We start from the raw sequence: 13,169 nt of genomic DNA on the forward strand, positions 1-13,169 counted from the left end.
GGTCAGAGGTCGTTTGTGCTGGACTGGCATCGCCCCGTCCCGGACAATACATGTCCATCGACTCAAGTCCTTCAGGCAGTACGAAAAACCATGGCGGATGACAGACTTCCACGCGATCCCCTGAAGCGCGAAGCCGCAATAGCGGCGGCGCGGCCAGAGGCGCCGGCGCGGCCCTTCATCCATTTGCGCGTGCATTCGGCCTATTCGCTGCTGGAAGGTGCCTTGCAGATTGGCAAGGTGGTGGCTCACGCGGTCAAGGACGAGGCCCCGGCGATCGCCGTCACCGACACCAACAATCTGTTCGGCGCGCTGGAGTTCGCGCAGAAGGCGGTGAAGGACGGTATCCAGCCGATCATTGGCTGCCAGGTCGCGCTCGCCTTTTCCGGCGAGAACAGCGACGGACAACGCGACCGCAGACGGCAGGGTCCGGAGATGCGGCCGGTGGTCCTGATCGCCGCGACCGAGGCCGGCTATTCCAATCTGGTCAGGCTGGTCAGCCGGGTTTACCTCGAAACACCACCCGGCGAGGCGGTGCACCTGACCACTGAAATGATGGAAGGCTATTGTGGCGGGCTGATCTGCCTCAGCGGGGGGCCGCGCGGCCCGATCGGAATCGCGCTCAAGGAAGATCGCCGCGATCTTGCCGAGGCACGGCTTTTGACCCTCAAGGCGATGTTCGGCGATCGGCTCTATGTCGAATTGGATCGGGTTTCGGGTTACGATCGAATGATCGAGAAATCCTCGATCGATCTCGCTTATGCCCACGAATTGCCGCTTGTCGCCACCAACGAGGCGTTTTTCTCGGCGCGCGACGACTACGAGGCGCATGACGCGCTGATCGCCATCGCCGAAGGCTCGGTCGTCGCCGCCGACAACCGCCGCCGGCTGTCGCCGGACAATTTCCTGCGCAGCCAGGCCGATATGGCCAGGCTGTTCGCCGACCTGCCGGAAGCGATCGACAACACTGTCGAGATCGCGCTGCGCTGTTCCTATTATCCGAAGAACCGCAATCCGATCCTGCCGCGCTTTGCCGGCGGTGATGTCGCCGATGCCGATGCCGCGGTGAAAGCGGAAGCCGACGAACTCGCCCGCCAAGCGCATGAAGGGCTGGAAGCACGGCTCGCCGCGCATGGTCCCACCCCGGGATATACGATCGAACAGTATCGCGAGAGGCTGAATTTCGAGCTCGGCATCATCGAGAAGATGAAATTCCCCGGCTACTTCCTGATCGTTGCCGACTTCATCAAATGGGCCAAGGCGCAGGGGATCCCGGTCGGGCCCGGCCGCGGCTCGGGTGCAGGGTCGCTGGTCGCCTATTCGACGACCATCACCGATATCGATCCGCTGCGCTTCTCCCTGCTGTTCGAACGTTTTCTCAATCCGGACCGCGTGTCGATGCCCGACTTCGACATCGACTTCTGCCAGGATCGCCGCGAAGAGGTGATCCGCTACGTCCAGCAGAAGTATGGTCGCGACCAGGTCGGCCAGATCATCACCTTTGGTACGCTGCAGGCCCGCGCGGTGCTGCGCGACGTCGGCCGCGTGCTGCAGATGCCCTATGGCCAGGTCGACAAGCTCTCCAAGATGGTGCCGCAGAACCCGGCCAATCCGGTCAAGCTCGCCGACGCCATCGCCAACGAACCGCGTTTCGCCGAAGAGGCCGAGAAGGAGCCGATCGTCCAGACGCTGCTCGACATGGCGCAGAAGCTCGAAGGGCTCTATCGCCACGCTTCGACACACGCCGCCGGCATCGTCATCGGCGACCGGCCGCTGTCGGAACTGGTGCCGATGTACCGCGATCCGCGCTCGGACATGCCGGTCACCCAGTTCAACATGAAATATGTCGAGCAGGCAGGGCTGGTGAAGTTCGACTTCCTCGGCCTGAAGACGCTGACCGTGCTGGAGACAGCGGTCAAATTGATCCGCCGCCGCGGCATCGAGATCGATCTGGCGACGATACCGCTCGACGACCCCGAAACCTACGCCATGCTGTCGCGCGGCGAGGTGGTCGGCGTGTTCCGGTGGAAAGCGCCGGCATGCGCAAGGCGCTGATCGGCATGCGGCCCGACTGCATCGAGGACATCATCGCGCTGGTGGCATTGTACCGGCCGGGGCCGATGGAGAACATCCCCACCTACAACGCCAGAAAGCATGGCGAGGAGGAGATGGCGTCGATCCATCCCAAGATCGACCATCTGGTGAAGGAGACGCAGGGCGTCATCGTCTACCAGGAACAGGTGATGCAGATCGCGCAGGAGCTTTCCGGCTATTCGCTCGGCGAAGCCGACCTTCTGCGCCGCGCCATGGGCAAGAAGATTCGCGCCGAGATGGACAAGCAGCGCGAGCGCTTCGTTTCGGGTGCGGTCGAGCGCGGCGTCGGCAAGCCGCAAGCCGACTTCATTTTCGACCTGCTGGCCAAGTTCGCCGACTATGGTTTCAACAAGTCGCACGCTGCCGCCTACGCGGTGGTCTCGTACCAGACCGCCTACCTCAAGGCGCACTATCCGGTCGAGTTCCTGGCGGCGTCGATGACGCTCGACATGGGCAATACCGACAAGCTAGCCGATTTTCGCCAGGACGCGCTGCGCCTCGGCATCGAGGTCTTGGCACCGTCGGTGATGACGAGCTTCCGCGCTTTCGAGGTGGGCGAGAACCGCATCTACTATTCGCTGGCGGCACTCAAGGGCGTCGGCGATGCGGCGGTCGAGCACATCGTTGCCCAGCGTGGCGAAAAACCGTTCAAGAACCTTGCCGATTTCTGCGAGCGGGTCGATCCCAAGATCGTCGGCAAGCGTGTCTTTGAAAGCCTGATCATGGCCGGCGCGCTCGACTGCTTCGGCCACGACCGTGCTTCCATGATGGCAGGCGTCGAGCGCATGATGGGGCTGGCATCGCTGGCGCAGCAGAACGCGGTGTCCGGCCAGCATGACATCTTTGGCGCCTCGCTCGGCGCCCAGTCACAGGCGCTCAATCTGCCGCCGACGGAGCCGTGGCTCGCCGCCGACCGGCTACACCGCGAATTCCAGGTGGTCGGCTTCTACCTGTCCGCCCACCCGCTCGACGAATACAAGGCGGCGCTGCAGAAGATGCGGGTGCAGAGCTGGGCGGAATTCTCGGCCGCCGTCAAGCGGGGCGCCGCCGCCGGGCGTCTGGCCGGTACCGTCACCACCAAGCAGGAGCGCAAGACGCGCACCGGCAACAAGATGGGCGTCGTGGCCTTTTCCGATACGTCCGGCCAGTATGAAGCCGTGCTGTTTTCCGAAGGGTTGGCGCAATATCGCGACCTGCTCGAGCCCGGCCGCTCCGTCGTCATCACCGTTGCAGCCGAAGACAGACCGGAAGGCGTCAACCTGCGCATCCAGACCGTGCAGTCGCTGGAGGACGAGGCAAGCCGTATACAGAAGGCGTTGCGCATTTTCGTGCGCAGCGCGGCGCCGATCAACACGCTGGCTGGCCAGCTTGCCGTCAGGGGCGAAGGCCAGGTGAGCTTCGTGCTGATCAAGGAAGAAGGCGAGGGGGAAATCGAGATCGAACTGCCGAACCGCTACCGGATTTCGCCGCAGATCGCCTCGGCGATGCGCGCGGTGCCTGGCGTGGTCGAAGTGGAGCTGGTGTGATCACCAGTCTTTCCGGCAAACGGAAATTCACCGGGCGGCTCTTGCCGCACTCGCCATGAAGACGACCGACAGGGATGGATCAGTGACGGCGCGCCTGCGCGACACGCTACGCAAGCTCTATCACGGGCGTACGCCCGGCGCTTTTCGGTTCCAGCTGGTGGCCATCATCATCGATCTTGCCATCATCGCTTTCTTCATCGCGACGCCCGTCATCCAGCAATCCACCTCGTTTCTCTGGTTTGACTATGCGGTCGCCGCCCTCGTCGCCGCCGACATGATTGCCAGGCTGCTTGCCTCCAACGACATGCTGCGGCTGATGAAACAGCCGACGTCATGGGTGGATGTCTTCATTCTCCTGACCCTGCTGATGCCGACGGCTCTCGCCAATCTCGGCTTTCTGCGCATCCTGCGGCTGTGGTCGCTGTCGCGCAGCGGTTCGCTTTGGCGGCATTTCGAGATGCGCGGCCTGAGACCCTGGCGCGAGGCAAGTCACGCGGTCATCAACCTGTTGACCTTCCTGTTCGTCATCACCGGCTTCGTTTACACCTTCTTCTTCCGCGCCGGCGCCGGCCTCGAAAACTATATCGACGCGCTCTATTTCACGGTCGCCACGGTGACGACGACCGGCTTTGGCGACATCGTGCTGCCGGGCATGGCCGGCAAGCTGACCGCGATCGTCACCATGATCATCGGCATATCGCTGTTCGTCAGGCTGGCGCAGGCGATCTTCCGTCCGGCCAAGGTCTTCTTTCCCTGTCCGCAGTGCGGGTTGCAACGGCACGAGCCGGACGCCGTGCACTGCAAGGCCTGCGGGCATGTTCTCAACATACCCGACGACGGAAGCTGACCGACGGCGGCTCTGGTCTAGGATGCCGCTATTTCGGCTGGTTTTGTGGATTTCCGCTGCAGATTGAGCAGGTTGCCCATCAGGATCAGCAATGCGCCGGCGGCGGTGAAGGCGTCGATCCGTTCCTGATAGAGCAGCCAGCCGATCAGCGCCGACAGCGGCACGCGCAGGAAATCCATCGGCGAAATGACGGTGGCGTCGGCATAGCCAAGCGCGCGGGCCATGCAGAAATGCGAGGACATGCCGCTGAAGGCGATCAGCAGGATCCATGGCCACAGCTCCAGCGGAGGGTTGCGCCACGCATAGAGCGCCGGCACGAGGCCGACTACCGACTGGATGATCAGCATCCAGAAGATGATACGCACGACGCTCTCCGTCCGCGTCAGCGATTTGACCATGACCACCGAGATGCCGAAGCAGACCGCGGCACCGAGCACGACGAGATGTCCCGGATCGACCGAACCGACACCGGGGCGAACGATGATCACCACGCCGATCAGCCCCAGCACGATCGCCGCAAGCTTTGGGCGAGAGAGCCTTTCACCAAGGAAGCTGACCGCCAGGAGGGCCGTCCAGATCGGCGTCGTGAACTCGATCGAGATCAGCACGGCCAGGGGGATCAGCGTCAGGGCGTAAAGCCAGGCCGCCTGGCCGGTATAGTGGATGACGTTGCGGGCAATATGGGCGACGGGGCGTTGCGTGCGCATTGCCGCAAAGCCGCCGCTCATCATCACCAGCGGCAGAAGGATGAAAAAGCCGATCACCGAGCGCAGTTCCAGCACCTGGAAGACGTTGAGCTCGGCTGTCGTGGCGCGGCCGGCGACCGACATCGCCAGGAACGAGGCGATCGACAGCGCCATCCAGAACGCGGCCTTGGGGATGGAGGGGGTGGGTGCCATGCCCGCTATGTCGCAGGCCGGAGCTCTTGCCGCAATCGCTAGCCGTTGCATTCTTCTGGGCCAGCCAGCGTTGCGAAACAGTCATGTCGCTGACGGAACCCGATACGGCAAAGGGCGTTGAGTCCCGATATTCGCCAGTGCTTCGCGGAACAATTCCGACAAGGAGAGTTTTCCATGAGACCATTCGCGCAATTCGCGCTTGCGGGCTGCCTGCTGGTTGCCGCAGGCGCGGCTCATGCCGATGAGGCCAAATTTCTCCAGTCGTTCAAGGGCAGTTTCGCCGGCGAGGGCACAGTCCAGGTGACCACCGACGTGCCGAACGTTGGTGTCACATGCAGCTTCAAGTCGAACGCGACCTCAACCTCGCTCTCGCTGGATGGCAGTTGCCGGGGTCTCGTCGTGTTGACGCGGGCCATCAGCGCCAATTTGAAGATCACCGATGCGAAATACAGCGGCGTCTATGTCGGGTCTCGTACCGGGCCGGCACAACTGAACGGTAGCCGCTCGGGCAATGCGATCAATCTCGGCATCCGCTGGGCCAAGGAGGTCAATGGTGATCGCAAGGCAAGGATGACGGTCGAGAAGCGAGGCGAGAACGGCATCCGGCTGACGGTAACCGACACCGACCCGAAAACCGGCAAGAGCGTGGTGACGAGCCGGATAGACCTGCAGCGCACCTGACGTGGTTCACTCCTCAAGTGGCTCCGGCGGATGGGCGTCGCGGCCCTTGCCGAACGTATAGCCGGTTTCCACCGCCTTGCGGCCGAACTTGTCGCGCAAGGCATCGATGGCGCCTTCGGCCATGGCGCGTTTGCGCGCCTGGACGTCGACCAGGTCGGGCGGATCGGCCTTGTCGTCGTCGGAGAGGTCGCTGACGCCGATGCCGAGCAGCCGAAATCTCGTGCCATCCGTTTCCTTGCGCAGAAGCTCCACCCCGGTCTGAAAGATGCGGTCGGCAAGCCGGGTCGGGTCGCCAAGCTGGCGGTTGCGTGTGCGCAGCTTGAAATCCTGGGTCTTCAGCTTCAGCACCACGGTGCGCCCGGCAATGCCGGATTTCTTCAGCCGCGCCGAGACTTTCTCCGAAAGCCCCCTCAGCACAGCGACAAGCTCATCCAATGAAGCGATGTCGGTGTCGAAGGTGGTTTCGGCCGATACGCTCTTGGCGTCCTGGTCGGGATCGACGCGGCGGACGTCCTCGCCACGCGAAAGGCGATAGAGCCGGTCGCCCATCGTGCCGTAGCGGCGCATCAGGTCGGCACGATCCATCTGCTGCAACTGGCCGATGGTGCGGATACCGTCACGCTCCAGCGTGGCGTTGAACGCCTTGCCGACCCCCCAGATCATGGTCACCGGCTGCGTTGCCAGGAAGCCGACCGCCTCTGCCTCGCCGATGATCGAGAAGCCGCGCGGCTTGCGGAAGTCCGACGCTATCTTGGCGAGGAACTTGCAATAGGACAGGCCGGCCGAAACGGTGATGCCGATCTCCTTCTCGACAGCCAGCGCGAACCGCGCCATCACCACCGCCGGCGGCAGTCCGTGCAGCCGTTCGGTGCCGGCGAGGTCGAGAAACGCCTCATCGATCGACAGCGGCTCGACCAGCGGCGTCAGCGCTTGCATCATGGCGCGCACCTCGCGGCCGACGCGCACGTATTTTTCCATGTTCGGGCTGATCACGACCGCCTCGGGACAGGCTTCGAGCGCCTTGAACATCGGCATTGCCGAGCGCACGCCCTGGATGCGGGCGATGTAACAAGCGGTGGAGACGACGCCACGCTTGCCGCCGCCGATGATCAGCGGCTTGTCCTTCAGCGCCGGGTTGTCGCGCTTTTCGATCGCCGCGTAGAAAGCATCGCAGTCGATGTGGGCGAGATGCAGCCGGTAAAGCTCCGGATGGCGCGCCAGCCTGGGGCTGCCGCAGCGCTCGCAACGCCTGACGTCGCCGCGCTGAAAAGTCAGGCAGTCGCGGCAAAAACCGTGATCGGGATTGTTGACAGGGGCCGCCATCGCTGCGAACATAAAGAGAACAGAAGCAATGGTACGACAGTGCAAGGTCAGCGACAAGGCTGGCCTGGGGAGAACGCATGAGCACGACCATAGCGCCGCTGGCGCCCGAACTTTGGGCGGATTTCGAGGACCTCTTCGGCAAGCAGGGTGCCTGCTATGGCTGCTGGTGCACGCATTTCCGGCTGGCGCCGGCAGTGCGCCGTGAGAGCAGCCGCGAGCGCAACAAGGACCACATCAAGGCGCGCATCGAAGCCGGCCCGCCGCCCGGCCTGCTGGCATTCGAGGATGGCAAGGCGGTTGGCTGGATGCAGATCGGACCACGCGCCGACGTGCCCGAATGGAACAATCAGGGCAGGGGGTCGGCGCCGCTCGATCCTGCCGACGCCACGGATCCGGCCGTCTGGGCGATCTCCTGCTTCTTCATCCGAGCCAGGGCGCGCGGCAGGGGCATCACGCACCGCCTCGTCGAAGGCGGCATCGACTTCGCCCGCGAGAATGGCGCGCGGCTGGTCGAGGCTTGCCCGATAGACCTGTCCCGGGATTCGCGTTCGATAGGGCTGTTCGTCGGCTCGTCACGGGTTTTCGAGAAGGCCGGGTTCGAGAGGCTTGTGGAACGCAAGGCAGGCCGGCCGTTGATGCGGCTGGTGCTGTAGCAAACCGCCAGCACTCCACGGCTTTGTCTTGCGGCTGTGATGGTATTTTCCTACCAGTGGTAGAAGCGATTTTGACTGCCGGGATAAATTTGGAGGATCAACGTGAAGCGCGTTTTGCCATTTGTTTTGCTTCTTGCGCTCAGCGCACCGGCCCTGGGCCAGACGATCGACAACCAGGGCGCCAAGCAACTTTCCGACAACTTGGCGCACTATTTCGGCAGGAAGCTGTTCGATATCGGATTCATAAAAATCTCGGTCGACGGTGATGCCTACAAGCTCGCGTTCGACTTCAAGCCAGTCGCGGACATGCTGGCAAAGCAGCAATCCTTCAAATTCGACCTCACGCCTTACTTCATGTTGGTCAAGCCACGCAAAGACGGTCAGTGGGACGTTGCGGCGGACGTGTCTCCGAAAGGATCGGTTGATGTCGTTGGTCCCGAGGGGCCGCAGCATGTCGATTTCTCCATCGCGAACAACAAGTTCACCGGCACTTATGACCCCGAAATGGCCGCTTTCGCGAGCGCTTCGGGTTTGACATCAGGCATGACGATCAGTTCAAAAAGCTCTCTGCAGAACGCTGAAGTCGCTGTGGATTCCGGTTCTGGCAGCATGACAGCGACGAAATCCACGAATGGTGGCGTCGATTTTACCTATTCGCAAACAATGACCGCCTTTGCCGAGACCGTCAGACTGGACGATCCCAAAAGCGGTCTGAAACTCTCGTACAACGTCAAATCGCCGCAAGCGTCGGTGGGTGCGACAGGCAAGGGCATGCGGACAAAGTCGTTGCTCGATCTGCTTGCCTTTGCCGTGGCCAATGAGGACGAGGCGAAACTGAAGGCCAGCCAGGCGGAGTTCAAATCGCTTCTGACTGCCGCATTGCCGTTATGGGACCGGATCGACGGCACCTACGGCTTCAAGGATTTTGTGGTGGAGAGCCCGGTCGGCAAATTCGGCGCGACACAACTGAGCACCGCCTTCGGCATGGACGGCATCTCTCAGAGCGGCAAGGTGAATTACGCCATCAAGGCCTCAGGCCTGACAGTGCCGCAGCAGATGTTGCCCAACTGGAGCGTCGCGTTGCTGCCGACGGATCTCGACCTGAATTTCGGTGGCGCCAATATCGATCTCGACAGCATGGCGAAAAAGACGATCGACACGCTTGATCTCAATAACAATCCGCCGCTGCCGGAAGATTTCGGCGACCAGATCTCCGCCGATTTCCTGGCCATGACACCAAAGGTCGTTCTCGGGCACAGCACGGTCAAGAATGGCAATATCGAGATCGCGCTGGAAGGCGAGATGACCTTCCCCGGCGAAAAGCCGGACGCGAGCCTGACCGTCGACATCGCCGGCTACGAGAAGATCGTGGAAACCTTGCAGAATGCGGCGAAGACGGATCCGGAAGCCGCGCAATACTTTCCTATGGTGCTTGCAGTCAAAGGGTTCGGCAAGACGCTGCCGGACGGTCGTGTCGAATGGGTCATCAACGCCAAGCCCGATGGTTCGGTCCTCGTCAATGGCGCCATGTTGAAGGCGGCCGATCCGGTTCAGGACGACAGCAGCGATCAGGATGACGGCACCGATCAGGATGTCAGCCCTGATGAGGGTAACAGCGGCGGAGCGGGAGCGAAGCTAAATCCCTGAGCGTCGAAATCAGAGTCCGAGTGCGGCCGCGATCTTCGGCGCGGCTTCGCGCCAGTCCTGGACGACGACGATGTCGTCCGGCACCGGCGGCAGGAACGCGCGCAGCGAATTGTCGGCCATCAGATGGAACAGATGCGCGTCCGCAACCGAGCCGCGCGCCGACAGGAGATTGTGCGGCTGGTCGTCGACGAAGGCTATGCGCCGGCCCTTGACGCCGCGTAGCTTGGCCAGCGCCGGGCCCTTGGCCATTTCGGTGGTCAGGAGCGGGTAGTTCAGGCCGAGCGCATCCAGGTGGGCGCGGCGGGTGGAGCGATGCCTGTGTGGCATGGCGGTCAGCAAGATGATCTCGGCCCGGTCGCCTAGACCCGCCAGTGCGTCCGCGGCGCCGTCGGTTATGCTTTGCCAGTCGGCCTGTGCATCGAAGAACTCGCCAAGAAGCGCGGTTACCTCCGCCTGTTCGATCAGCCGGCCACTTTCCGTTTCGGCGATATTGCCGGTCAGCCGGAACGAGGCCAGAGTCAGGCCAAAGCCGCGCGATTTGAGGAAATGCGGGAACGGGCGGATGAATTCAAGCACGACGTCATCGACGTCGAGCACCAGCAGCGGCCGATCGTCGGCAGCCAGTTCCTCGATCTGTCGCGCGGTTTCGGGATCATCGCTCATATGGAATGCTCGTGGTTGTCGTCGCCCAGCGGCAATGCGCGCAAAGCCTTGCCGACGGCAGCGGGCGGCGTGCCGGTTTCCTCGGCAAAGCGCATCAGGGTCGGCTCGTGGGCGAGAATGAACTGCAGAACGCCGGCCAGGAATCCCGGCTCGCTGGCGGCCTTGCGGATCGAATGCGCCTCTATGCCGGTGATCGCCAGAAACCGTGGCAACAGCTCCGGATCGGAGGCGACAAAGCCCAAGGCCTTCACGGCAATGTTTTCCGCTTCTTCGCGCATTGACGCTGCGTTTGCCATCACTACCTTCGGTGTGTGGAATGAGTCTCTCCCGCAGTAATGGCAAGAGTGGCTTGCGGCAAGCCATTACGGCGCGGCGCGTCCTTTGGATGCGCAGGGGGCGAGGTGGAATTCGCGCTGTTTGTCAGCCGCAGATTTCCGTTTCGTCAATCATATTGCCGTAAAGTGAACCAGGGTTTGGTGCGTTCCGAGACAGGGCGCATGACGGCCACCTTCGAGCGGAAGGACGGCCGGGACGGGATATCGATGCCTAAGAAGGTGATGATCGTCGAGGACAATGAGCTCAATATGAAGCTCTTTCGGGACCTCATCGAAGCAAGCGGTTACGAGACCGTGCGCACCCGCAACGGTCTGGAAGCGCTCGATCTGGCGCGTCAGCACCGGCCGGATCTCATCCTGATGGATATCCAGCTGCCCGAAGTGTCGGGACTGGAGGTGACCAAATGGCTGAAAGAGGACGACGAACTGCACGTCATCCCGGTCATCGCGGTGACCGCCTTCGCGATGAAGGGCGACGAGGAACGTATCCGCCAGGGTGGCTGCGAGGCCTATATTTCCAAGCCGATCTCGGTGCCGCGTTTCATCGAGACCATCAAATCCTATCTGGGCGATGCCTGATGTGCCCTTTCAGCCGAGCCGGAGCCTTGTGAAATGACTGCGCGGATCCTCGTCGTCGACGACATCCCTGCCAATGTGAGGCTGCTGGAAGTCCGGCTGCTGGCCGAATATTTCGAAGTGCTGACCGCCACCAACGGGCCGGATGCGATCGAGACCTGCGAGAACGGCAAGGTCGATGTCGTGCTGCTCGACGTGATGATGCCCGACATGGACGGGTTCGAGGTCTGCCGGCGGCTGAAGAGCGATCCGGCGACGTCGCACATTCCGGTGGTGATGATCACCGCGCTCGACCAGGTCTCCGACCGCGTGCGCGGGCTCGAGGCCGGCGCCGACGACTTCCTGACCAAGCCGGTCAATGACCTGCAACTGATGACGCGCGTCAAGAGCCTGGTCCGGCTGAAGTCGCTGACCGACGAGTTGCGGCTGCGCGCCTCGACCACGCGCAACATCGGCATCGAAGAGCTGCTGAGCCGCAATTTCGCGTCGGAAGACACCACGCCGAAAGTGCTTTTGATCGACGAACGCCAATCATCCGTCGAGCGCATCCAGAAGATGCTGCGCGACCGCGCGGATCTCGACATCGCCAGCGATCCGCATGCCGGCTTCTTCCAGGCCGCCGAGACCCCCTATGAATGCGTGATGATCTCGACCGCCTTTGCCGATTTTGACCCGCTCAGGCTTTGCTCGCAGTTGCGCTCGCTCGACCGCACCCGCTTCATGCCGATCATCCTGCTGGCGGAGGAGGGCGAGGAGGAGCGCATCATCCGTGGCCTCGAACTCGGCATCAACGACTATCTGATGCGGCCGATCGACCAGCAGGAGCTGACGGCGCGGCTGCGCACCCAGGTGCGCCGCAAACGCTACAACGACCAGTTGCGCGCCAGCGTCACCCAGACCATCGAAATGGCGGTAACCGACGGCCTGACCGGGCTGCACAACCGTCGTTACCTCGACAGCCATCTGCAGACGCTGTTCGACCGCGCCGTGGCGCGGCGCCGACCGCTGTCGGTGATGATCACCGACCTCGACCGCTTCAAGGCGATCAACGACACGTACGGCCATGATGGTGGCGACGAGGTGTTGCGGGAATTCGCGCGCCGGCTGCGCAAGAATGTCCGCGGCATCGACCTTGCCTGCCGTTTCGGCGGCGAGGAGTTCGTCGTGGTGATGCCGGATACCGAGGGTGTGGTGGCCGAGAAGGTCGCCGAGCGCATACGCGCCGAAATCGCCCAGGCGCCTTTTGCGATCGGTTCGGATGGCAAGACGATCGAAGTTACCGTCAGCGTCGGCGTGTCGTCCGTGCTGAAGGGCGCGGATACGGTGGCGGCGCTGATGAAGCGCGCCGACCTTGCGCTCTACGAAGCCAAAAGCGGCGGCCGCAACCGCGTCGTCGCCAAGGCGGCGTGACGGCCAGCCCCGATTATCCAGTCAACCCGGCAGGGTTACCCATTTACCTTAATCCAAGCGATTCGCGAGCCTTGGTTAAGAAACTGTTGATTTTCATAAGCTCTTGCGCAACTGTGCTGGCCTAGACGAAAGCGAGGCCGGCACGAGGGTAGGCAGCCGGCTCGATCCCAAGAGTACCCCATGATGCTCAGGTCCGCCGCATCTCCTGGGTCCGTGGGGTCGGCCGGCCGGCGCTGGCACATAGTGGCCTCCTCGTACCGCTGCCAAACGCCGACCGGCCCCCTTTTTTCAACATGACATCAGGATTCTGCGCCAAGCCACGGAAGCACCGGGGCTTTTTCAGATGTGAAATCTGAATAACGCTTCCTGGATGTGACGGCCCCGGCCGCACGTGCTGCCGCTTCGCAACGCTGTGGTTTTGGGCTGTAGTTCTGATCCGGGGAGAGCCTCGGTCTCTCCACTTCATAGATATGGCGCACAAGGGACTTGCTTCAAGACCTGGTTCCTCCCGTAAAACC

At 62.5% G+C, this 13,169-nt stretch carries 10 protein-coding genes and 1 pseudogene; 7 read left to right on the top strand and 4 right to left on the bottom strand.

The window, feature by feature from the left end:
* The first annotated feature begins 90 nt into the window (after nt 1–90).
* Together dnaE and AC56QQ_RS17060 are read left to right on the top strand one after the other, a co-directional pair.
* Nucleotides 91–3,617: pseudogene (gene dnaE, locus AC56QQ_RS17055) on the top strand (DNA polymerase III subunit alpha).
* Between the two features lie 55 nt (nt 3,618–3,672).
* A complete protein-coding gene (locus tag AC56QQ_RS17060) occupies nt 3,673–4,464 on the top strand; it encodes an ion channel (protein WP_497128808.1) in 792 nt (263 codons plus the stop codon).
* 17 nt (nt 4,465–4,481) lie between these two features.
* On the opposite strand, the gene AC56QQ_RS17065 is transcribed toward AC56QQ_RS17060, so the two are convergent.
* Nucleotides 4,482–5,363 (bottom strand): DMT family transporter, encoded by an 882-nt coding sequence (locus AC56QQ_RS17065; RefSeq protein WP_497128810.1) that lies wholly within the window; start codon nt 5,361–5,363, stop codon nt 4,482–4,484.
* Between the two features lie 174 nt (nt 5,364–5,537).
* Between AC56QQ_RS17065 and AC56QQ_RS17070 the strand changes: the two genes are divergently transcribed.
* Entirely contained in the window at nt 5,538–6,044 is a 507-nt protein-coding gene (locus AC56QQ_RS17070) for a hypothetical protein (RefSeq protein WP_489861748.1), read from the top strand.
* A gap of 6 nt (nt 6,045–6,050) precedes the next feature.
* Here AC56QQ_RS17070 and AC56QQ_RS17075 read toward each other — a convergent pair whose 3' ends face one another.
* The gene (locus AC56QQ_RS17075; protein WP_497128812.1) at nt 6,051–7,379 is read right to left on the bottom strand and encodes a DNA polymerase IV; all 1,329 of its coding nucleotides are present in this window, start codon (nt 7,377–7,379) and stop codon (nt 6,051–6,053) included.
* Between the two features lie 65 nt (nt 7,380–7,444).
* Here AC56QQ_RS17075 and AC56QQ_RS17080 point away from each other — a divergent pair, with 65 nt between their 5' ends.
* Nucleotides 7,445–8,020 (top strand): GNAT family N-acetyltransferase, encoded by a 576-nt coding sequence (locus tag AC56QQ_RS17080; RefSeq protein WP_497128814.1) that lies wholly within the window; start codon nt 7,445–7,447, stop codon nt 8,018–8,020.
* 102 nt (nt 8,021–8,122) lie between these two features.
* Nucleotides 8,123–9,667, top strand: coding sequence for a hypothetical protein (locus AC56QQ_RS17085; protein ID WP_497128816.1), 1,545 nt, complete (start codon nt 8,123–8,125; stop codon nt 9,665–9,667).
* A gap of 9 nt (nt 9,668–9,676) precedes the next feature.
* Here AC56QQ_RS17085 and AC56QQ_RS17090 read toward each other — a convergent pair whose 3' ends face one another.
* Entirely contained in the window at nt 9,677–10,330 is a 654-nt protein-coding gene (locus AC56QQ_RS17090) for a hypothetical protein (RefSeq protein WP_497128818.1), read from the bottom strand.
* On the bottom strand, nt 10,327–10,626 hold the full coding sequence (locus AC56QQ_RS17095) for a DUF3572 domain-containing protein (RefSeq protein ID WP_269905412.1): 300 nt from the start codon (nt 10,624–10,626) through the stop codon (nt 10,327–10,329). The genes AC56QQ_RS17090 and AC56QQ_RS17095 overlap by 4 nt, the downstream gene beginning before the upstream one ends.
* 201 nt (nt 10,627–10,827) lie before the next feature.
* Here AC56QQ_RS17095 and AC56QQ_RS17100 point away from each other — a divergent pair, with 201 nt between their 5' ends.
* Both AC56QQ_RS17100 and AC56QQ_RS17105 read left to right on the top strand, forming a co-directional pair.
* Nucleotides 10,828–11,244, top strand: a complete 417-nt coding sequence (locus tag AC56QQ_RS17100; protein WP_306280002.1) for a response regulator — start codon at nt 10,828–10,830, stop codon at nt 11,242–11,244.
* A gap of 33 nt (nt 11,245–11,277) precedes the next feature.
* Nucleotides 11,278–12,651, top strand: coding sequence for a PleD family two-component system response regulator (locus AC56QQ_RS17105; RefSeq protein WP_497128820.1), 1,374 nt, complete (start codon nt 11,278–11,280; stop codon nt 12,649–12,651).
* Nucleotides 12,652–13,169: the final 518 nt, after the last annotated feature.

Source organism: Mesorhizobium sp. RCAM 05099 (genome assembly GCF_059683685.1).